15 protein-coding genes are annotated in these 22,712 nt (G+C 47.8%); 5 read left to right on the top strand and 10 right to left on the bottom strand.

Features of this window, described 5'->3' with window-relative positions; all coding sequences use genetic code 11:
- Positions 1 to 13: 13 nt before the first annotated feature.
- Genes UNH61_RS11615 through UNH61_RS11605 form a run of 3 tightly spaced genes read right to left on the bottom strand, consistent with a single transcriptional unit; the run spans position 14 to position 7,641 of the window.
- Positions 14 to 1,606 carry a RagB/SusD family nutrient uptake outer membrane protein gene (locus UNH61_RS11615; protein ID WP_339071037.1) on the bottom strand — a complete coding sequence of 531 codons (1,593 nt, stop codon included), beginning with the start codon at positions 1,604 to 1,606 and terminating at the stop codon, positions 14 to 16.
- Between the two features lie 17 nt (positions 1,607 to 1,623).
- Complete coding sequence (locus UNH61_RS11610; protein WP_339071036.1) at positions 1,624 to 4,746, bottom strand: TonB-dependent receptor; 3,123 nt, start codon at positions 4,744 to 4,746, stop codon at positions 1,624 to 1,626.
- 39 nt (positions 4,747 to 4,785) lie between these two features.
- On the bottom strand, positions 4,786 to 7,641 hold the full coding sequence (locus UNH61_RS11605; RefSeq protein ID WP_339071034.1) for a TIM-barrel domain-containing protein: 2,856 nt from the start codon (positions 7,639 to 7,641) through the stop codon (positions 4,786 to 4,788).
- 300 nt (positions 7,642 to 7,941) lie between these two features.
- Here UNH61_RS11605 and UNH61_RS11600 point away from each other — a divergent pair, with 300 nt between their 5' ends.
- Positions 7,942 to 8,853: a sugar phosphate isomerase/epimerase gene (locus tag UNH61_RS11600; RefSeq protein ID WP_339071033.1), complete on the top strand. Its 912-nt coding sequence runs from the start codon at positions 7,942 to 7,944 to the stop codon at positions 8,851 to 8,853.
- Between the two features lie 36 nt (positions 8,854 to 8,889).
- Here UNH61_RS11600 and UNH61_RS11595 read toward each other — a convergent pair whose 3' ends face one another.
- The 3 genes from UNH61_RS11595 to UNH61_RS11585 form a co-directional block, all read right to left on the bottom strand.
- Complete coding sequence (locus tag UNH61_RS11595) at positions 8,890 to 9,483, bottom strand: hypothetical protein (RefSeq protein ID WP_339071032.1); 594 nt, start codon at positions 9,481 to 9,483, stop codon at positions 8,890 to 8,892.
- Between the two features lie 330 nt (positions 9,484 to 9,813).
- Positions 9,814 to 10,893, bottom strand: a complete 1,080-nt coding sequence (locus UNH61_RS11590) for a hypothetical protein (RefSeq protein WP_339071031.1) — start codon at positions 10,891 to 10,893, stop codon at positions 9,814 to 9,816.
- A gap of 236 nt (positions 10,894 to 11,129) precedes the next feature.
- A complete protein-coding gene (locus UNH61_RS11585; protein ID WP_339071030.1) occupies positions 11,130 to 12,131 on the bottom strand; it encodes a zinc-binding alcohol dehydrogenase family protein in 1,002 nt (333 codons plus the stop codon).
- Between the two features lie 70 nt (positions 12,132 to 12,201).
- On the opposite strand from UNH61_RS11585, the gene UNH61_RS11580 reads away from it, so the two are divergent.
- On the top strand, positions 12,202 to 12,570 hold the full coding sequence (locus UNH61_RS11580) for a helix-turn-helix domain-containing protein (protein ID WP_339071029.1): 369 nt from the start codon (positions 12,202 to 12,204) through the stop codon (positions 12,568 to 12,570).
- Positions 12,571 to 12,581: 11 nt separating this feature from the next.
- Here UNH61_RS11580 and UNH61_RS11575 read toward each other — a convergent pair whose 3' ends face one another.
- The gene (locus UNH61_RS11575) at positions 12,582 to 14,300 is read right to left on the bottom strand and encodes a glycoside hydrolase domain-containing protein (protein WP_339071028.1); all 1,719 of its coding nucleotides are present in this window, start codon (positions 14,298 to 14,300) and stop codon (positions 12,582 to 12,584) included.
- 178 nt (positions 14,301 to 14,478) lie between these two features.
- Between UNH61_RS11575 and UNH61_RS11570 the strand changes: the two genes are divergently transcribed.
- Together UNH61_RS11570 and UNH61_RS11565 are read left to right on the top strand one after the other, a co-directional pair.
- Positions 14,479 to 15,084, top strand: a complete 606-nt coding sequence (locus UNH61_RS11570) for a hypothetical protein (RefSeq protein WP_339071027.1) — start codon at positions 14,479 to 14,481, stop codon at positions 15,082 to 15,084.
- 235 nt (positions 15,085 to 15,319) lie between these two features.
- Positions 15,320 to 17,698, top strand: coding sequence for an ABC transporter permease (locus tag UNH61_RS11565; RefSeq protein ID WP_339071026.1), 2,379 nt, complete (start codon positions 15,320 to 15,322; stop codon positions 17,696 to 17,698).
- A 99-nt stretch (positions 17,699 to 17,797) separates the two neighbouring features.
- On the opposite strand, the gene UNH61_RS11560 is transcribed toward UNH61_RS11565, so the two are convergent.
- Positions 17,798 to 18,769 (bottom strand): AraC family transcriptional regulator, encoded by a 972-nt coding sequence (locus UNH61_RS11560; RefSeq protein WP_339071023.1) that lies wholly within the window; start codon positions 18,767 to 18,769, stop codon positions 17,798 to 17,800.
- A gap of 102 nt (positions 18,770 to 18,871) precedes the next feature.
- Here UNH61_RS11560 and UNH61_RS11555 point away from each other — a divergent pair, with 102 nt between their 5' ends.
- Positions 18,872 to 20,524, top strand: coding sequence for an FAD-dependent monooxygenase (locus tag UNH61_RS11555; RefSeq protein ID WP_339071022.1), 1,653 nt, complete (start codon positions 18,872 to 18,874; stop codon positions 20,522 to 20,524).
- Between the two features lie 18 nt (positions 20,525 to 20,542).
- On the opposite strand, the gene nadC is transcribed toward UNH61_RS11555, so the two are convergent.
- Together nadC and UNH61_RS11545 are read right to left on the bottom strand one after the other, a co-directional pair.
- On the bottom strand, positions 20,543 to 21,403 hold the full coding sequence (nadC, locus tag UNH61_RS11550) for a carboxylating nicotinate-nucleotide diphosphorylase (RefSeq protein ID WP_339071021.1): 861 nt from the start codon (positions 21,401 to 21,403) through the stop codon (positions 20,543 to 20,545).
- 118 nt (positions 21,404 to 21,521) lie between these two features.
- Positions 21,522 to 22,280, bottom strand: a complete 759-nt coding sequence (locus UNH61_RS11545; RefSeq protein ID WP_339071020.1) for a helix-turn-helix transcriptional regulator — start codon at positions 22,278 to 22,280, stop codon at positions 21,522 to 21,524.
- Positions 22,281 to 22,712 lie beyond the last annotated feature (432 nt).

Here is a 22,712-nt window from a genome sequence, read left to right as displayed (position 1 = left end):
TTTTTTGAGATGATCACCATCCGGCATTTTGTTTCAAGACGCCATTAGACAGGGTTATTTGTGAATACGGAATCTGTGCCAATCCCTTTGTGTCCGTGATCTTACCTGCCTGAATAGTTTTGGTGGTATTGACATCGCCGTTTTTCAATACTACGGTTTCTGCAATAGCAGATGCAGCTATAGAAATACCCTGACGAAGCAGATCCCAGTAGCGGATACCTTCTCCAACAAATTCGAGCCGTCTTTCATTCATGATATTGGCGGGATTCACCGGTAGCTGCACGAAGCTGTCGCCGAAAGCGCGCTTGCGCACTGCATCGAAATATTGCTGTGCACCAGCGGAGCCTAATTCAGCAGCCATCAGCAATACATCGGCATAGCGGATAGACACATAGTCCTGGTACTGACCGATCATGAAATTGGTACCGCCCATTTTCACAGCAAGACTATTACCCGCCTGATCTACCAGCGGCGTATATTTTTTCATATAATAACCGGTATACTCCCGTTGATCTTTTGTGTTCTTGAAATCCAGCCCCTCATCAACGATGGATATGATGCTGGCTTTTCTCCGGCTGTCGTTGGCGCTAAAGGCATTCCACAGCTTAGGATTAACGGTACTTCCGCCCCACCCCATTCCGTATGGAAAAATGCTTTGTCCGCGAATACCATTCATGACCAGCCAGTAGTTACCATCTGCATTGCCGTTGTAGTCGCTGGTATAAGTATACTTAATAGCAAAAACGGTTTCCTTGTTATCTTCTCCCACATAACGATCCAGTGAAGCTGCGGGCCAGAGGTTCGCAAAATTGTCGACCAGCCCGAATCCGCCATTCTTAACAACATCTTCAAGATAAGCGAGTGCCTGTTGTTTGGAAACAGTACCCACGAGATCTGCCTTATTGTAATAGCCGGTATAATAAAGAAACACCCGTCCGATCAGCGATTCCACGGCCCATTTGGTAACCCTGCCATAAGTGGCGGGCGCCTGGCTGGGGTAGCTCACCGCCGGGAGGTTAGCAGCGGCGAATGTCAGGTCATCTGCAATCAGCTTGTAAACGCTGTCGGGGCTTGCCTGTGGCAGATTTTCGGTAGAGGGCTTCGCGAGGAGCGGAATGTTGCCCCACAATCTTACCATATCAAAATAACAATACGCCCGTATAAATCTTGCTTCTGATTCATATACCGGGCGCAGGTTTTCGCTTCCTTTCCAGTTAACCTGATCCAGGTGAGTCAGCAGCATGTTAGCCCGGTAAACGGCCTTGTAATAGGCGCTCCAGTTGTCGCCGTACAGGGCCTGATCGGAAGGTGAACGGAGTTTATCGAACTCGTCGACCATCTGGTAGCCGAAACCATCCGCATTACCGGTACCGCCGAAAGCATTATCAGACATCACCTCCGATGCTACGGGCAGGGATATGCCGCCTGTCCATACGGTCTGTAATCCGTCGTATACACCTACTAATGCCTTAAAGGCATCGTTAGGGGTTTTATAGAAGTTCTGTTCTGTTGCCGTAGTTACGTCTTCTGTATCGAGAAAACTTTTACTACAGGCCGCCAGCGTTACGAGCGCGAAGAACAGTATATAACTATGTAGCTTTTTCATCTTCATTATAATTTTAATTAAAAGCGGAGATTGGCGCCTATCATTACTGTTCTGGGCCTGGGATAGTAGCCCAGATCCACTCCTGTTGAGAAGCCTTCATTGTAGCCCACTTCGGGGTCCATGCCGTTGTATTTCGTAAAGGTGAAGGCATTAAGCACAGCAGCGTACAACCTTATTTTACCGAGATAATTCCGCGATGCCAGTTTCGAAAAATCGTATCCCAGCGTGATGGTATTGATACGCAGAAAACTTCCGTCATGTATATAGAGGTCGGAAAACTGTGTCCAGTTGCGGTTATCTTCCGTTACCCTAGGCATCGTGTTGGATGATCCGGGGCCATGCCAGCGGTCGAGGATGGCAGCGGAGTAGTTGCCATATGCGCCGGACTGATCTCTCCACGACTGCACAATTTTATTGCCTGATACACCGGAGGCCTGTATTTGCAGGTCGAAGCCTTTATAATCCAGTCCGATGTTAAACCCAAATGTAAAATGCGGATTCGGATCGCCTATCATGGTTTTATCACTGGCATCGATGACACCATCGCCATTCTGATCAACGAAACGAACATCGCCGGGTTTGGCATCCGGCTGAATCAGCTTACCTGACTTGCTTCTGTAGGCATTCACTTCTGCCTCCGACTGAAATATGCCTGCTGTTTTCAGGCCCCAGAAATAACCAATAGGATAACCATTTGCCGCCCTGTAAAATTCAAGGGAATTAGAGTACAGCAAATTGTTAGGCCCATGAATGATATGATCGTTCGTAGGGATGTTGCCTATTCTGTTTTTATTATAGGCGCCATTGATGCCGATTGTATAATGGAAAGATTTGCCAATGCTGTTCTGGTAGGCCAACGCGAGTTCCACACCGGTGTTGCTGACATCGCCGCCATTGATCAAAGGAGCGTCTGCACCGGCGGTGGCGAGGATAGGTGCCGTGATCAGCCAGTCTTTCGTTTTCTTAATATAATAATCAAAAGTAACATTCAGCTTATTCAACAACGTAGCGTCGAAGCCTACGTTAGTTTGTTCAGAGGTTTCCCACTTTACATTCGGATTGGCCAGCCTGCTCGGATAAGCGCCCTGTGTATTAGCACCTTCCACCGGGCCGAAGATATAAGCGGCATGCACGAAAGAGATGGGCGATAAATATTGGTAAGCAGCTACATTCTGATTACCCACCTGGCCCCAGCTGGCCCGCAGCTTGAAGAAATCCAGCCATCGTACATCTCTCATAAATTCTTCTTTTGTAGCCACCCATCCTGCAGATACAGAAGGGAAATATCCCCATCGGTTTTCGGGTGCAAACCTGGAGGAGCCATCCGCTCTGAAAGTAACGTTCAGCAGGTATTTCTCCATAAAATTATATTGCAACCTTCCGAAGTAAGATACCAGTGAATTGGTAAAAGGTCCACCACTCATACTCATATAAGGCGCTCCTTTATTCACGTTCTGGGCTACGGAAAGGTAGGCATGCGACATGTCGGCGATCCGCAGATCCCAGTTGTTGCCGGTCATGCTAACGCCGGTTGCTTTAAGCGCGGATGTACCCGCCATCACGGTGAAGCTGTGATTGGCGCCCAGTGTGAAGTCGTAGCTCAACGAGTTATCGAACTGAATGGTTTGCCCGCTTCCCATTGACTGGGTTACTTTTGATGTATCGTTAAAGGAGTATATAGATAGATGATAAACGGGTGTGTAGCCATGGCTTTGATTAGCGTAGTAGTTCAATCCCAGGCTGCTGCGGTATTTCAGGCCTTTAATGGGTTCTGCCTGCAGGTATACATCTCCAAACAGGCCCTGACTGCTGTTGCGATATTGATTGGTATTGTACATCACCGCATAGGGATTGGATTCGCCGTTATTCCAGGCCATATCAGGTTTTCCGGGATACCAGCCGGTTTTATCGCTGCTGAAGAAATTGCCGTCGTTATCGTACATGGGCAGGAAAGGGCTGGTGCCAAACGCCGCACGCAGCGAGTTGTTGTACTGATTTCCGACCTGAATGCCGGCTGTATTCTGATAATTGAAAGTCAGGTGTTCGCCCACTTTGACCATGTCTTTATACAGCCTGTGCTCAGAATTTATCCTGAACGTATAGCGTTCGAGGTTAGAGAGACTGGAGCCGCCCACGATACCCCCCTGGTTCGTGTATCCTAACGACAACGAATATATGGAGCCGGCACTTCCGCCCTGTACGCCCAGCACGTAGTTCTGGATGGGTACATTTTTCACAAACATCTGGTCGAGCCAGTTCGTATTTACAGGCAGGTTGTTGATGACATCGTTGGAGAAATACGGCGTTTTGCCAGAGTTAACAGCTGCTTCGTTCATAATCGTCGCGTATTCCTTTGCATTGAGCAGTTGTGCTTTGCGGGCTACATTCTGCACACCATAGAAAGCATCCAGTGTTACCTGCGCTTTCTGGTTTACTTTACCTGACCTTGTAGTAACAAGAATCACCCCGTTAGCGGCCTGAGAGCCATAAATGGCTGCGGAAGCAGCATCTTTCAACACATCAATGGAAGCAATATCAGCGGGATTGAGATAAGCGATATCGCTGGTTTGTACGCCATCTACAATATATAGCGGCGCAAAATTGCCAACAGTACCTTTACCACGGATAATCACATTCATCGCCGAACCGGGCTGACCGGAATAGCTGGTAAGCTGTACGCCCGGCGCCTGCCCCTGTAATGCCTGCAAAGCATTGGTGGTATTCTGTTTCTGAAGGTCATCGCCTTTCACCTGGAGATTGGCGCCGGTAACGAGTTTCTTCTTCTGCACGCCATAACCAATCACCACCAGGTCTTCAATTTGTGTAACGGATTCCTGCAATTGCAGGTTCATCGCGCTGCCGGTTACCTTTACTTCCTGTGGTACATAGCCAATGGAGGTGATGACGAGCACATCACCGGGGGCGGCATCAATCTTAAAATATCCGCCATCATCTGTTACGGCGCCTTTGTTGGTACCTTTTATTTTGATCACCGCGCCCGGCACTGCTGCTGCCGTTTTCCCGGAGGTGATCCGGCCTGTTGTGTAATTTGTTTGCGCAATCGCTGAATGGCTTATGAATATGACCACCATTAATGAATAAAGCAATAGCTGCCATGATTTTCTACTTGATTTTTTCATACGTGTCAGACATTTGGATTTTGGTAGTGATAAAACGACTTATATTTTGACGGATAACTTCCTGCCTTCGTAGCTAATCTCCTTATCGGGACGGCCATCAGGATCCAGGGCTTTAGGAGCAGCACGAGTAACCCGGATGATCCGGAAGGTGCGCTGCTTCAGCATGCCGCTGTAAGATCCTTTACGGTCGCCTATTGTGAGGGTTCCGGCGCTTTCATTATAATCGATCGGGATAACGGTAAACTGTCCTTTCTCATAGTCATAGGACGCCCCATCGTCTTCGTACAACCGGAAAGATCCGTTCTTACCGGTGTAAACGTATAGCGTAGTCGTATCTGCCGGCTTTTCCGACGTGTATTGCAGGTCGGGCCCCAATGGAATGATGGCGCCTTCTTTTATATAGAGTGGTATACGGTTATACGGCGCATCGGCGTTTATTCTTTTGCCGCCGCTGTTCCAGGCGCCGGTGTACAGATCGTACCAACCTTCTCCGGCAGGCAGATATACTTCCCTGCTGCGTTGTTTGTACTGATAAATTGGGTTAACAAGCATGAACGGTCCGAACATGAACTGATCGTTGATGTTCAGCACAGCGGTGTCTTTTGCAAAGTCCATGACTAAACCCCGCATCATGGTATAGTTTTCATGGAATGCAGCACCAGCCAAAGAATAGATATAGGGTAGCATACGATAGCGAAGCTTGTCGTAATACAGGAAGCTTTGATACGCCGGGTGATCGTCCGGAGCGGTATTGAAAATTTCGCGGTAAGGATATTGCCCGTGCGAACGGAACAACGGCACAAATGCGCCGAACTGCGTCCAGCGGGTTACCAGCTCTCTCCATTCCTCGAGGCTGGCAGTATCCGGTTTTTCAAACTTTGCCGGTACCACAAATCCGCCGATATCCATTGTCCAGTAAGGAAGACCAGACAGGGAGAAATTGAGGCCGGCGGCGATCTGCGCATGCATGTCGTGCCAGGTGGCGCCAATATCGCCACTCCAGATGGAGGCAGCATAGCGCTGCGAGCCTGCGAAGCCCGAGCGGGTGAGCAGGAATACCCTTTTGCCGGGACTGGTCTGGCGCTGTCCTTCGTAGATGCCTTTTGCATTTTGCAAGGGATAAGCATTCAGGTATTCAGCAGCGCTGCCCAGGGCTGTGGGCGTCATTTGCAGCTTTCGTTTCCCGGGGCTTACATTCGACAGTACATCCGGTTCACTGGCATCCATCCACCAGGCATCAATTCCTTTGGCATAGAGCTTAGTGTTGAGCAGATCCCAGAATCCCCGGCGGGCATCTTCATTAAAAGCGTCATAAAAGGTAGACACATAGCCGTTGCCTATCCAATCGCGCTGTTCGTCGGCAATATTTCTTTTATAGAGCCAGTTTCTCTTCTCAAATTCGTTGTAGGCCGGTATGTTTTTGTAAAACTTAGGCCATACGGATATCATGATCTGTGTGTGATACTTTTCATGCAGCAGGGTAATCATGCTGTCGGGCGACGGAAACCTCGCCGGATCAAACTCCTGGCTTCCCCATTCGGCTTCGCGCCAGTAGCTCCAGTCGAGCACGATGTTATCCAGCGGTATTTTTCTTTTCCTGAATTCATCGACGGTGGAAAGGATTTCCTGTTGCGTTTTGTAGCGTTCGCGGCTCTGCCAGAAACCCAATGCCCATTTGGGCACGATAGGCGCTTTACCGGTGAGCTCCCGGTAGCCGGAAATCACTTCATCTATATTATTGCCATGCACGAAATAATAATCTACCTGGCGGCCTGCTTCAGATGCAAAGCCGAAGCAGCGCTGTTGTTCTTTACTCAACGGCTCCTGCCATTTCAGCGACAGGTAGGATTCGGCGCTTTCGGGCGTCCATTCAATCTTTACCGGCACCTTTACGTTTTTCTCAAAGCTGAAGGGAATGAGTGCCGGCGCGGGGTTCCATGCCTTTCGCCAATGGTCCAGTACCAGCTTTCCGTTCAGCCATACTTTCAGCGTTCCTCCGAAGGTGAACTTCAGTTGATGCAGGCCTGACTGATCGCTGGCCAGGCTGCCTTCCCAGGAAACCATGCCGGTAGCGGGCGTAAATTCTTTGGGGAGCCTGACTTTTGAATCACCCAGGAATTCCATGCTGATATCGGATTCCGCCCGGCGGGCAATAATTTCCTGCGGCTGATGCGCATCATTGGCGTAGGAGGCAGTCAGCCAGCCCTGCTCGCCATTTTTCGAGAAAAGTTGTAAGGCAGCAAGCGGGTGCAGCGGCCGTACATCTCCGGCCGTAGTCAGGGAATAATTATCCCAGAGGATGCCATAGTTTTTGTTGGACACCAGGAAAGGGATAGCTACTTCGGTATTATTCTGGAAGAAAGTGACCTGTTGTCCTTTATAATTATATACTCCGTCCTGATGCTGTCCGAGGCCATACCAGGCGTCGTCATCAGCCCCTTCGAACTGCCGGGTGAGCTGATAATAGCGCTGGCCATCGAATACGGCAGGCTGGAAACTGCTGCCATTGGGCGTTTTTTCCGCCAGCATCTTTTCCCCTTTTGCATCCAGGAATGAAACAGCGCCTGTTTTAAGCGCAATAACGGCGGTTAGTTTCTTCGTCTTTAGTCTTAGTACATCGTTGGAAGCCGTCAGTTTCCATTCAGGAGCCGGTCTTTTAGTATCGACTGTTATCAGACTTTGAGCAGTACTGATTTCCTTCCCTGGTACTGCCACTACCCTGATAATTTCATCTGTTATCACATACAGCCTGACGGTGTTGGTTGTACCGGTATAAGAGGGGTCAGTAAAAATCATGACCCCATCTTTAGTTGGTGAATAAAACGGCGGACCTGCCAAAGAAGCATTGCTGATCAACAAAAAAAAAAGCCATGCAACGGTAATCGTTCTTTTCATAACGCGGTGAAATTCTTACGTGGATACAATGTTGTAAAGTTGGATAATATCGTTGAATGACCGGGGGATGGTATGTTGCAGTTTAGGGTATCAATTGTTGCAATTGCCTCATTTTCATCACGAATTCATGAACGGTGACGATCTTTACGCTAGATTTACCAAATGCAGGAATATTGCTATATGCTGTCTTTATCAGCTATAGCAGATATTATAGAAAGACTAAAAAAAATTTAGTCCACTGCAAAATAAAACTGTCAATCAGACAGTTATTTAATTTTATTACAAACCTTACTGTTAGCTATGGAATTAAAAACTATCAACCGGCGAAATTTTCTGACACAATCAGGTCTTGCCGTTATGGGCACCCTACTCTCCCCACCTGCCCTTGCAGCCCTGCACAAACCCAGGTTTAAAATGGGGCTTCAGCTTTATACTATCCGGGAGGCGATGGAACGCGACGTAACCGGCACTTTAAAAAGAGTGGCGGCCCTGGGATACCAGGATCTGGAAACCTATGGTTTTGATCCGGCCCGTGTTGGGTACTACGGGCTCAGTGCCGGGGATTTTAAGCAGCTGCTGAAAGACGCGGGGCTCACTACCTCAAGCGGGCATTATGATCTTTATAAATACCTTAATGTGCCGGAGGCGGATCTGCTGGGCTATGTGGATCAATGCATAGCGGGTGCGAAACAGCTGGATCAACAGTATATCACCTGGCCCTGGCTGGCGCCGGAAGACAGGACCATTGATAAATTCAAATTGCTGTCGGCTAAGCTTAACACTATTGGTGCACGGGTGAAGCAGGCTGGTTTGCGCCTGGCTTACCACAACCACGATCATGAATTCATTGATCAGGGAGGCATCAATGGCTACCAGGTGATTATGAAAGAAACAGATCCCGACCTTGTGAAGCTGCAGATTGATATGTACTGGGTGGTGCGTGCGGCGAAGAAACAGCCTATAGAATTTTTCAAACAACAGCCCGGCCGTTTTGTGATGTGGCATATTAAGGACATGGATCGTAAAACGCAGGATTATACGGAGCTTGGGCAGGGAGCTATCGACTATACGAAAATACTGCCCGACTTCCGTATGGCAGGACTGGAATACTATTTCCTGGAGCAGGGTGGTAACTTCCGTACGGGAGATGCGATGGATAGTATTGCGGAAAATGCCGGCTTCTTCAAAAGTAAGCTTAGGAAATTCCTGTAGCTGTTTATCCCGGCGGCGTTTCCCGGAACGCCGCTTTTAAATCTTATATAATACGCCGGTAAAGGAAATCATGATCAGCAAGGTTACTATCCCACCGGCAATACAGATACCAATGGTTTCGTTTTTATACCTGCGTGGCGGGCAACCGGCTTCCTTCCTTTTCAGGTAATGCGCCGCAGCGATATGCGTAAAAACAGCGATCAGCGACAGGGTGTAATAAGGAATAAAGAAGAGTTTCTCCGGATAATGATTCGCCACACCGGCGGCAAAATAAAAATCGGTGTTCATCTTCCACTGGAAACGCCCACGTAGCACTGCCTGTACATGATAGACCATAAAAAAAGACAGGTACAATCCACTCAACACCTGTGCTACCACGTGGAATGGCTGGCGGATAAAGCCTTTCTTCATGACGAGGTATCCCCCGCTGATTATCTGAAAGCCTACGCATAACAGCAGCAGTACTTCTATTGGCCAGAACCGGTAGATATGCCGGAGTGTATTCATGACGGTGATATGCAGTTGCGGGCCGCCGAGGGCGAACAGGTGGTTGGTGAGGTGTAGCAGCAGAAATGAGGCGAGGATGATACCGGAAAGACGGTGTAGTTGTTTTATGGATGTTTGCATCATGAGGAACGTCTGGCAGGATAAAGGTTGTTCTTTAGCGTTTGACGAAGCAAATATATGAAGAGGGATTGGGATGGATGGGATGAAAATGTTGCAAATGATGGGAGGATTTGTTGCAGCATGCTATTTTCTGCAAATCATAGGAATATCCGGTATCGAAGCTACAGATAAATGAATTTCTTTCTGCTACAGCAGGCACACAGCATGCCGGTAAAAAAGATGAGATTGAAGATACCAGCGCAGCAATGCTTTTAATGGCACATGTTACCTGATGCGGGCTGCGCTGGGAATCTGGTGAAGCACTGAAAGACAGCGTAATCTCTCTGTTCAATATTACTTCAACGTAAAATCAATTCTTAACAAACGATCGGCCTCAATCGTTTCCGCGGCTGTGTTCTTCACACCATAGTAAAGCGGAACACCTTTGTAATCAAAGGGAGTATTTATTATAGTGAGGTATTCTTTTAACCGGTCGTATCCATTTAAATCCTCCTTTGAAACCTTTGCGGCCGCCACATGGCGATAGTATACATGGGCTTTGCTTTGCTTCAGCAGCGCAACATCTTCGCTGGTTTCGGTTCCGCTGAGAGTGCGGTTCATAGCCGGTCTTAACTTATCTTCTTCTGCATCTGACTCAAGAAATACGAACACTTCATGTCCATAAGCTACCATGGAAATAAAGCCTTTATTGCCGGCATCAGTTGCATAATAGTTCTTGTAGCGTACCAATCCATCCTGATAGTCAAAATAGAGTCTATAGTTAACCCCTACAGAATATACCATACAGCCATTTTTTTTCTCAATAGCCGACTGCTTCGCTGCAGGAATCAGCTGATGGAGAGGTACCGGATCAAATAGCCGGTTCGTTAAAGCGGCGGCGGGGGAATATAAAAACAGGGTAGCATAGTCATCAAAGCTCACTGCCCGTCCTACCGCCGTACCTTCTGTTGTTCCGTTACTCTTGCCGAACCAATGCTGAATTAATCCGCTTACCGCTGTTTGGGAAAGAGGAATCAGGGAGTCGACAGGCTTCACTGTAATGTTACCAGTAAACAGTTTTACCTGCTGGTTTTCTGGTCCGGCTAAGAACTCAGGCACATTATCTTTTTTAAATCCGGAGGTATTTATAGTAGCCCCGGGAAATATACTATTTCCGTTAATCCGGAACCATCCAGCGGGATATTTGATAAAAAAGCTGACTCCTGCACTGTCGTTCCAGACACTATCGCGCACCACATTATTTAGTTGCCATTTTTTGATGACGTTACTTATCGAGTCGATCTTAGCTTTTTTTGAGAGGTCTTTGACCACCTGGGGGTCCGGGCCCGGAGGATTTACGGGTTTGTCGTCGTTTTTCTTGCACGATATTGCCAATGCAATAATAAGCACGGTTGCTACAGTCTTTTTCAGCATAATATAAAACAGGTTTTAAAACAATGTTTTACTGTTGTAAGTTGGATGGTATGCAATTTAGGGGTTTCTCCGGAGTGGGAATGTTATTTTCATGGTAATATTTCCAAGTAGGATATTAAAAGATTAAAAAATCTATCCTGAGGTTAGGTAGACAAAAAATAACCCGGATAACCTTCCTGGCCCGGATAATTCCGTCTTCTTTTCTTATCTGTATACGATAACGTCCAACATCCATTTTACAGCACTTCCAAAATAAGCTTCTTCCCATTGGTTTCATTCTTTTTCATTAAATCAAAAGCTTTATGCAAATTACGGGCGGACAGTTTTCCTAAATTAAGCACCTCCTGTAAATGCCATCCTGCCTGTGTTTCCAGCATTCCGGACACCTGTTGCAGTATTTCTCCATATTTATAATACAATTCCGGTTCGGCATAACGGGAAATATTCATAATCAGCGCCGCTTTCTGAAACAGTATATCATTCGCCTCTTCCGTTCTCAGATTGGTAATGTCTGTAAATAATCCTTCTCTTTTCAGGGAGGCCGCTCCTATTTCGGTCATCTGGTTTCCTATGCAGTCTATTACAACATCATACAGTCCCTTATTAAACGTTAGTAATTCCTGTGCTACATCCGGAAGTTTGTATGAGACAATTTGATTGTTGGCTAGCCCCTGTTTCATTAATTCGGTGGTACTATAATCATTCCCGGCAGTTGCGATTATTTTATGATACCCGAAATGATGCAGCACATTAACTAAAGCCTTGCCTACGCCTCCGGATGCACCCAGGATGAGTATAGAAACATCTTTGGGCAATTGTAACCTGGAAACCGCCTGCCAGGCGGTAACATACGCAATGGGAAGTGCAGCCACCTGTTCAGCACTGAGTTTTTGAGGTTTATGCGCCACTATTTCTTCCGGTGCTACTACATATTCCGCAAAAGCGCCGTTGCTGCCCATACTGCCGATAGCAAGGAAAACTTCGTCGTGCTGCCTGAAATTTACCACTGCACTGCCCACTTCTTCTACTACGCCAACAAGCTCCCTGCCTAAAATATCGGAGTTCAGCATGCGTATCTCATTCTTCCCTTGAAACATTTGCCAGTCAATCGGGTTAATACCTGCCGTTTTAACCCTGATAAGCACCTGGTGAGGGTTTTTAATGGCAGGTTTAGGATAATTACTATCGTCTGCTAACTGGTTGTTTTCCCCGGAGATGACCAATCGTACTGCGTTCATAAGTCGTTTTTTATGTAAATTTAGGGCCAGTTAGCCCCCTTAAACAATAGACTTACCTAAAGGAAAGTAAATGGGATACATTAAAAAAAACGGCAGTATAAGAGAAGCATCCTGTGACGAGGAGCTGCGGGCCATGCGGGATTGCCTGTATGTGATAGGAGGTAAATGGAAGCTCCTGATACTGCGTTACCTGGCCAACAGGCAGGAGCTTGAACTTAACTTCACGAGGATACTGAATGATATTGAAGGGATGTCGCCCAAGGTATTAACCAGGGAATTAAAGGATCTTGAGCAGAATCAGCTCATTTGCCGGAGACAAAATGATGATAAAATTCCAAAGGTATTTTATCATCTCAGTGAGTATGGTAAAACAGTCATACCACTAACTGAGCATATTGTGCAATGGGGATTAAACCACAGAACGAAAATCACAGCATGAACCGGGCGCCGCTACCGGCTCAGGGCTTCCAGGAGCCGTTTTCTGACTTCCCGGAAATAACGGATACTGCTATCATAGTCATTGAAATTCATGATCAGTTCATTGACGAGTGCCTTAGCCTTAGCAGCGTCTTTTTGTTCCAGCATTTTTAACAACTCATAGTCATAAATACCATCGCGCATGGCCTCAAAACGGATGGAGGTGTATAATTTCCTGTAGCCGGGATAGACAATATTGGCATCTCCGGCAGGAAGCCTCCCGCGATCGCGTGATGCATCATCTCTCAGCGGATCACGTCCTCCCCAAAAATTCAATCCCCAATGTAAGTACCCAGTGGCTCCATATTTATAGTTAATCCAGTGCAGGTAACGGGTCTGGATCAACGGCAGTTCAATAAACCGGTTAGCATAGTTTCCCCGGGGTCCTACGCAGGTATAAAACCATATTTCCTTTCCGTTCTTTTTCAGCTCCTGGTAAAACGAATAATCCTTATGATAAACATCCAATACGGGTACCCATAGGTCAATACCGTCTTTTAGTTCTTTTGAAGTTAGTACGGCATCCATGATCTTTACACCTGGCAGGTATTTTTTAACATAGCTACTGATCTCAACATAGGAAGGGGCATTTTGGGCGGTGGGTTCATCAGATATATGCTGCAGATACTTTTCCAGCCGGCCGTTTTTCTCCAGATGTTCTTTTAATGCCGGCAGGAACTGGTTCAGAAAATTCTGTGCCCTTGCATCACTTACCGGCAGCAGCACGGAACGCATACCATAAAAAGACGCCGATGGATTGGGAGCCTGTTTTAATTTTCGCGTTTCCTCATTATCCTCCAGCGGCACTTCCACAAAAAAAGGATCGTCCCATGCCCCGGAACGCCAGGCCAGGTGCCCGCCTTCGATCTGCTTCAGCGCGCCTGCATCTTCAAACAGCTTCACTTCTTTATCAAAGTTGGTAAAATCAAAACTGTACCTGCCGTTATTCAATGTGTACTTTGTATTCCAGGTAGGATAGATACGATATACATTCTGGTTGTGGGAGCCCATTATTTCCGCGTGCACTTTCAATAATTCCCAGTACAATGGCGAGTACAGTTCCACTTTCCGCCCTTTATTCAACAACTCCAGCGTTACCGGATTAAAATGGGCCGACCAGTTGCTGATCCAAAGTGAGGTTGCTGATACGGCAACAGGATAAATTTTAACGGGAACAACTTTCCTGAATCGCTCCTTCTGTGTATTTACCAGGCCATTTACATCTGTTTGTACCATGTATACACCAGCTGGAGTATTAGCCGGTATCGGAACGGATATCCATAAAGGGTTGATGTCGCCCTGAGACAGATTCAGCAATGTATCATCAACGATAGGGTCCGGGAAATATCCCGACACTGAATACAGCAGGTCTTTTGAGGGAGGTGTATACCTTCTGCCAACCGGAACATAAGTCACCCAGCCGGTTTTGGCATTGAGCTTTGCAGCATTACCAGGCAAACAAACGGCATTAGCCGATAGCCTCCGGATCGGCCTGTTCGCTTTCAGGACCAGCTGAATAGTGGCCGTTTCCCCTGCGGCGGCACGAATGGTATCATCTGCAAGCGGAGGAAAATAAGTCCTTTCTTTGAATACTTTTTCCAGGGCATCTACCTGGTATAGGTCTGCACTGTTTTGCGCATAGCCGTTTATAAAGGAAAAGATGGCGGCAATCAAAAATAGCTTTCTTATCATGGCTATTTAAGTTAATGTATAGCGTCCGCTTTTTATAATTTATTGCAATGAATTTGGGGTAATTTATTCATGTTTCTTTAACACGCCTTCCATCGTGAACGAGGCAGACCCCGTTTACTGAGGCATCATTTTTGGATAATGTGGTTGCTTTACTTTCTATCAACGACAAAAACAGTATATGAAAACAAAAGCTACTACATTAACAACAGAAATAAAGGATAAGCTGTATCAATGGGAAACTTATTCTGAGGAGGAATTAGGTGCACTCATCACCAAATTTGAAAGAATTCCCAGAGAAGCAGTTTCGAGCGCTAATGTATCCCTCCTTACCGATGACGTATTGGCAGATAAGCTGGTGGAAATTGGCAGGGCCTATAGCAAGAATTCAAACCTATTGTGCAATATCATTTCTGCTTTAGGAAATATGGTCAAAAGATATGGCCTTCGTCCACGCAAACACATTTTTGATTTTTTTGTAGCCGCGGCGAAAAACAGGAAAGCAAACTTTTATGTTTCATTGTTCCTGTATTCCTTCCCTCAATACAAGCAGTGGAATGGGAAATGGGGCTATCTGGTATCCATGGCCAGCATTGCACCGAAGAAAAAATCGATTACCAATTTTCACACGGAGATTAAACGGATCGTGAAAGATCATAATGATGATATTCCTTCGGATACGAGGATACAGATTGTGAGAATACTGGATACTTACCGGAAATCGGGTGTGTTGAGTGAAGATTTACAAAAGGATTATCTTAATACACTTTGCCTGCTGGTTGCCTGATAAAAAAGCGCTCAAAAGAGCGCTTTTTTTATCAGTGACCTGAACTGTATCTTTCCATTATCGTATAAAAATCCCCGACCAATCCGGCGCCCTCCCAAAAGTATAAAACTGAACGTAGCGTGTGCGGAAACGGACAATTAATGATATCAAATAAATCGTAACTAATAGATTATTAATATGTAAAAAAACAGGTACTTTTCTCGCTGTTGTTCTGCTGTATTTTTAAACTAAGGACATGCTTAAAAATTACCTTCTCTTCGCTCTCCGCCAACTTCGCAGAAACCGCGGCTACACCCTGATTAATGTTGCTGGCCTTTCTATAGGCATGGCCGTCGCCTTCGTTATCGGCATCTGGATCGCCGGAGAAGTTGCTGTCGACAAATCCTATCCCGACCGCTCCCATATCGTAGAGATTATGCAGGACCAGCGCCCAAAAGGTACTCCACCGGGCACGCCCATCACCTATAGAGGAACAACCGTCTCCTCCGCCCTTGAGCCTTTTCTGCAAAATAACTATAAAGACATCTTCGCTGAAACAGCGATGTTCCAGTGGCCCAGCGAGGGCCTGCTGATCAATGGCGACAAAAGCATTTCCCGCCGGGGATCCTGGGCGGAACATACTTTCCCCATCCTCTTCGGCTATCACTTTCTTAGTGGGAATGCAGCGTCGCTCCGTGACCCTTCAACGGCACTGATCTCCCGGTCTACCGCCATCGCCCTGTACGGAACCGAAAATGCGCTGGGCAAAACCTTTAAATACAACAACCAGTTATTATTCACGGTCGGAGGTGTCTATGCGGATCTGCCCGAGACCTCGTCTTTTCATGACATCGACTTTTTCACGCCCATCACTCACAAATCGATGGATTGGCTCACCCGCAACACGGATTTCAATGACCATAGCTGCCGCATCTTCGCCCGCCTGGCCGGTAATACCACCGCAAAAGGGGCCACAGCCCGGATACGGGATCTCTGTACTCCCTTTGTCAAATACAGCATCGAGACCTATACCGTGCTTCCTTTTGATCAGTTGTACCTGCACTACGACGAATCAGACAGCGTCGCAGGAAGCGGGCGCATTGGCTTTGTACGGCTCATCGGGATCATTGGCGTCTTCGTATTGTTGCTGGCCTGCATCAATTTCATGAACCTGTCTACAGCCCGAAGCGAAAAGCGGGCAAGGGAAGTCGGTATCCGCAAAACGCTGGGCTCCCAGCGAGCCCAACTCATCTCGCAATTCCTGGGCGAATCCCTTCTTGTCGCCTTTTTTGCCTTTGTCCTGGCAATTGGCCTGACCGTGCTAAGTCTTCCGGCGTTTAGCCAGCTCTCCGGCAAATCCATGACCCTTCCCTGGAACAGTCCGATCTTCTGGTCTTTTTCCCTCGCCATCACAGGGATCACGGGCCTGCTGGCCGGCAGCTACCCGGCATTCTATCTAAGTGGATTCCGACCCGTAAAAGTCCTGAAGGGCGTTTTTAAGGCTGGCAGAGACGCAAGCCTTCCGAGAAAGGTCCTGGTCGTAGCCCAGTTCTCCATTTCGCTAAGCCTGATCATTGGCACCCTGGTCGTCTTCCGGCAGATTCAATATACCAAGGACCAGCCCATCGGCTATGACCGTGCCGGGCTTATCAATATTCCTATCAACACGGATTCGCTGGACCACCATTATGAGGCCCTCCGCACCAGCCTGCTCAACACCGGAGTGGTGGCTGGTGTGGCAAATGCTTCCACATTACTGACCGAATTTTACCAGAATAACCAGATGGAATGGCCGGGCATGACCGAGGAGCAGAAAAGCATATTCTTCCGCGATATAGCGGTCAATGCCGATTTCGGTTCCACCATCGGCTGGACAGTGCTCCAGGGCCGGGACTTTTCCCGGGACTACGGAACGGACAGCGCCGCCGCCATTGTCAACGAGACAGGCGCCCGAGCCCTTGGATTTGACAACCCGATTGGCAAAACCTTCCGATTGTGGAACAAGAACTGGACGATCATAGGGGTAACAAAGGACATGATCTCCAACAGTCCCTATGACAAGGTCCAACCCGCCGTCTTCCTGGGTCACGGTGGACACTCCGTCAACATTGTCCGCATTAAACCCGGCACTTCCATCCGTACCGCGCTCACGGCGATCGAAGCTGTGTACAAACAATATAATCCCGCCAGTCCTTTTATCTATCATTTTAACGATGATGCTTACGCACAAAAATTCGTCACCGAAACCCGAATCGGCAACCTGACCACCGTCTTCTCCGGCCTGGCCATTCTGATCTCCTGCCTGGGACTGTTCGGTCTGGCCTCCTTCGTCGCGGAGCAACGCACAAAAGAGATGGGCGTCCGCAAGATCCTCGGCGCCAGCGTCGTGCACCTGTGGGCGCTGATATCGGGCGACTTCCTCCGGCTCATCGCCCTCTCGATGGCCATCGCCATGCCGCTGATCGGGCTGGCCATGAACAAATGGTTGCAGCATTACGCGATCCACACCTATCTTTCGCCCTGGATCTTCGTTCTGGCCGGCGCCGGCATGCTTTTCATCACTTTATGTACCGTTAGCTTCCAGGCCCTGAAAGCGGCACTGATGAACCCCATTAAAAGTCTGCGTGCTGAATGATTTTTACGTTGGATTGGTAGGATTAACCCTCGTGGTGTTTGGGTGGCTGTAGCTAAACCTTTTTCTTTTCAGATGAAAATCCGTACCAATCCCAGATCACTACTTACGTAGTTGCAGCGGCGTAGTGCCATAGCGCTGCCTGAAGGCGCGGTGAAAATGCTGCGAATGCGCATAGCCGGTGACAGCGGCTATTTCAGCCATGCTCATATCCGTATCGAGAACGAGCTGACGGGCCTGCTCCAGGCGGAGCTCATGAAGGTAGCCGAAAACAGTATCATTGAACAGCTCCCTGAAACCCTTCTTCAATTTAAATTCATTAACACCACATTGTTGCGCCAGCTGTGCCAGCGACGGCGGCTGCTGTATATTGTTCAATAATATTTCGCGCGCCAGGTGGATACGTGCAATATCTTCCCTGGATTTCAATACCGTAGCGGCTTTACGGGGCCGTGTAAATTGTTCCCATTGCAACAGCAGCAGTTCTGTTGTTTTTGTTTCGAGATAAAGATTTTGCAAAGTGCCACTGAGTGGGTTATTCCAGATATTATGGATGACCTGCAACATCTGTGGCGTAAACGGCAACTCGGGCCGGTGTAACAGGAAAGGCTCACCCCGCGCCACTTTTCCGGCTATATCATCCAGCTGTTCCGCATAAGCGCTGAACAGTTCCAGGAAACGGGATGTATGAATATTGATGGTAAAATTATTGTGGATGCCACTGCCCATGTATTGGTTCTGCTCCCATTCGCCCTGGTTGAACATCACGTTATGATATCCCCTGGTAAAATATAATTTTTCGGAGAGATGACTATGTTGCTGGAGGATATTTCCTTCCAGCATAAAATTCATTTCAATACAAGGATGATCGTTGTAGTGACGCAGCTGTGTGTCATGTGCGGCTTTGCCGGAGATCTCCAGCTGTCCGTCGGAAACGTGGATGGCGCCCAGTTTCATCATGCGCATCCGGCCCTTCACTTCCGGCAATAAGAAGTCGAATACCAGCGGTGCCGCCGATACCGGCAGGCTGGTAAATGCTTCATATGTCGGGTAGGAAGGTTCGCTATTTTCCATAAAGATGATAAAATACTCCGTTCAAGGTACAAAAATATCCGTTTTATGCCATCTCAGGGAGATGCGATATTGGATTTTTGTGATGGCAATAAACACTAAGATATGAACGCTTCCACTACCCCGATGCAAGTGCCGGTGCTGATCGCCGGCGGCGGCGTTGCGGGGCTCTCAGCAGCGCTGTTCCTGTTACAGCAAGGCATTACACCTTTATTAATCGAACGCCGTCGGGGTACTTCCATACATCCGCGGGCACGCGGCTTCGATATACGCACCATGGAACTCTACCGCGGCATCGGCCTGCACGAAAGCATCCGCGAAGCAGGCAAAACACTGGCGCCCGCCTGGGGCATACATTCCGGCGAAAGCCTGGCTGCCGCCATCCCTAAAAAATTGAAAAAGAAAAAGCACAATCCGCAACAGCTCTTCGGTGTGAAAAGTCTCGGCGCCATGAGCCCCGAAGCCGGTGCACGCTGCACACAGGACCTGTCGGAACCCGTGCTGCTGGCCGCCGCACAGCAACGGGGCGCCGACATACACTTCAACACCGAGCTCATTGCCTTCCAGCAACATCCCGATTATGTGCAGGCCACCCTGCGCCACCGCGATACCGGCGAAGTGATGGAAGTAAAAGCCAGCTATATGATTGCAGCCGACGGCGCCAGGAGCTTCGTCCGCGAAACGCTACAGGCACCGGTTTCCGGCAAAGGCCCGCAAGGCCATCTGCTCAACATCTATTTTGAAGCGCCGCTGGGCGACTTTGTTCGCGGACGTGAATTCAGCATTATGCTAATCAGGCGCCCCGGCATCAGGGGCATGCTCACCGCTATCAACAATAGCGACCGCTGGGTATTTCATCTGAGTTATGATCCTGCACAGGCAGATCAATATACCATCCCGCATGTCACCAGCATATTGCAAAGCATGATTGGCCTGCCTGATATCCCCGTGCGCGTACTCAGTATATTACCCTGGCAGCCTACCACCCGCGTAGTGAACGAGATGCAGCATGGGCGCATCTTCATCGCCGGTGATGCCGCCCACACCATGACGCCCTATGGCGGCAAAGGCGCCAACAGCGGCATCCAGGATGTTCACAACCTTGCCTGGAAACTTGCTGCCGTATTGCGGGGAGAAGCCACTCCCATACTGCTCACATCCTACTCGCCGGAACGCCAGCCCGTAGGCTTGCAAGCAGCACTCTTCTCCGGCAGCAGAGCCGATGAATACGGCCTGCTCTCCATGAAGAAAATGAATATGACCGGTATGATCACCAACATTATGCGCATCAAACTGGCAGAAGGAATGGGTATGCAAAAAACAGTCAACCGCCTCATCATGAAACAACTGGCAGGTTTAGCCGGATTGCCCGACTACCGCTATCAATCAGCGGCCATCATCAGCAACGGTAATCATTCACAGATAAGCCTCAACGGACAGCCAGGCACACGCCTCCCTCATGCCTGGATCAGGCAGGGACAGGAAAAAATATCCACGCTCGATCTCGCCGGTACCCGCTTCTTCCTGCTCACCGGCAGCGACAACGAATCCTGGAAACACGCTGCTGCAGAGGCTCCCATAGCGCTGGATATCCATGCCATTGATCTCATCGACACTACAAAAACAGTGGAAGCATTATTCGGTATCGCATCTGATGGCGCACTGCTGGTACGCCCCGATGGATTTGTAGCCTGGCAGTGTATGCATTTCAGTGATGAGCTGAATCAGGTGCTGAAGAAAATATTGGGCTTTATTTAGAAAGCGATAATATCTGCTCTAAATTTTGTGTGCTTTTAAACTAAGGTCCATGCTCACAGCATGATGTATGATAGCGCCACATGAGACGTAATCGACACCAGTACGGGCATATGAAATAATGTTATCGAGACTGATACCGCCCGACGCCTCGGTCTCGTACTTACCGTCAATCAGCTCAATTGCTTCTTCCAATAGTTCCGGCGAGTAGTTATCGAGCATGATGCGGTGTACATTGCCGACAGCAAGCACACGGCGCACATCATCGAGGTTACGGGTCTCGATCTCTATTTTCAGGTGGCGGTTGTTGGCGGCAAGGTACTCGTTGGTTTTCTGTATGGCCTGCTCTATGCCGCCACAAAAGTCGATATGGTTGTCCTTCAGCATGATCATATCGTACAATCCCATGCGAAGGTTGTAACCGCCGCCAATGCGCACTGCCTGCTTTTCGTATTCGCGGAACAGCGGCGTGGTTTTGCGGGTATCGAGTATTTTGGTTTTGTAGCCTTTTATTTTATCGGTGTACTTATTGGTAAGCGTTGCGATGCCGCTCATGCGCTGCATGCAGTTAAGCACCAGTCTTTCTGCTTTTAATATGGTATGCACGCTGGCTTCAACGGTAAACGCGGTTTCACCATTATCTACAGCATCACCATCTTTTTTATAGAGGGTGAATTTTGCATCTTCTTCCAGATGATGAAAAATATCCTGCGCCAGCTGCATGCCTGCCAATATGCCTTCGTCCTTTATTTTAAGTACCGCCTTACCTTTCGCATCGGCTGGTATGGATGCCAGTGTAGAGTAATCGCCATTGCCCACGTCCTCGAGCAATGCTGCGGCAATGAATTCCTGCGTTGTCAAATGCGCTGTATTTTCGGACATAAAATTAAGTAAATACTACTAACTTAACGATAATATAATTAACCCAGGTTGCCAGTTAAAGAATAAAAAAGAGCAGTTAATTAATATTCAGAGACTATCGGGTGTAAATTCAGTATTCCTAATGACCTCCGCTATACCTTTCCATTATCTGATAAAAATCCTCCGTCATCTCAACACTCATTTCCCGCTGAAAAAGCTCCGGGTAAGCCGATTCCAGCCTATTTGCAAAATCATCCTCTACTATACTCTGGTCGTTCAGGCAATTATACAGCTGTTCAACAGAAATACCTATTTTCCCCGCCATCTCTTCCAGCTGAATATTCCTTCCGGCCGCTAACCCAAGATTCCTAACCCAAACGACCGTACGTTTTAGATGCTCTTTATTATTCTCCATCCTCACAGCATCAAGAAGAGGCTGATAAGCAGATAGCAGCCTGCCCGTCAGATCAGCAGGAGTTGGCACTTCCCCTTTTAACCAGACATCAATTTGCTCCGCGGAAATCCCTATCTGGTTTGCTATATCTTCCTCTGTAATAGTTTCCCCGTTAGCTCGTCCATGCCCCTTAATAATGGAAATGCAGGCTTCCAGAGATTTTCTGTTGCTTTCATCAGATCCTATTTCTTCCTCCAACGGATCAGGAAAATCTACTTCGTCAGTGAACTGTACCATGGTAATTATCAAGTTAAAAGCCGAATTAACTTTGGATATAAAATCACCCGGGATCTTTTGTTCTCCATTCAGATAAGCATGCAACTGTTCTTCGGAAACACCCACCTTATCAGCAATTTCTGCTTCAGTAATAGTCTCTCCCTTTGCTTTTCTCCCATTCTTTATTGATGAAATAGTTCTTATTAACTCGTCCCTGATTTTTTTCATTCGCTTGATTTTTGATTAGTATTTGGGGCAACCGCCAGGTAATTCCGTCCCCGGGATATGGAAGATATCAAAAATGATTTATTCCATAAAAAAGTCATCATGAAGGAGCCACATAAAAAAGCGCAAATCTGCTAACTTCCGCTGGAGTAAGCGAAAATAATATCAGATCATCCATCTTCAGTCATTCTTCTTTCTTTCTACATCATTGTTCTTCAACCGATTACCTACTCACCTTCGGTTCTCATTCGATTATCCTTCGCTTATCCTATATTCCACCTTCGCTCCACCAAGTGCCAATCCAAGTCCTAAACTGATACTTTCTTCCCATGCGCTCAAAACACCAGATTCTACGTTTCTGCACATTTTTTCTCCGGATCTGCACATCCTTTGACGAAAGAATGTATCAACTTTGAATCGTTCAACACTGAAGGT

Origin of the sequence: Chitinophaga sp. 180180018-3, from assembly GCF_037893185.1 — a bacterium.
Taxonomy (GTDB): domain Bacteria; phylum Bacteroidota; class Bacteroidia; order Chitinophagales; family Chitinophagaceae; genus Chitinophaga.
The sequence above is the reverse complement of the archived record's forward strand: the minus strand, read 5'-3'. Positions and strand labels throughout refer to the sequence as shown.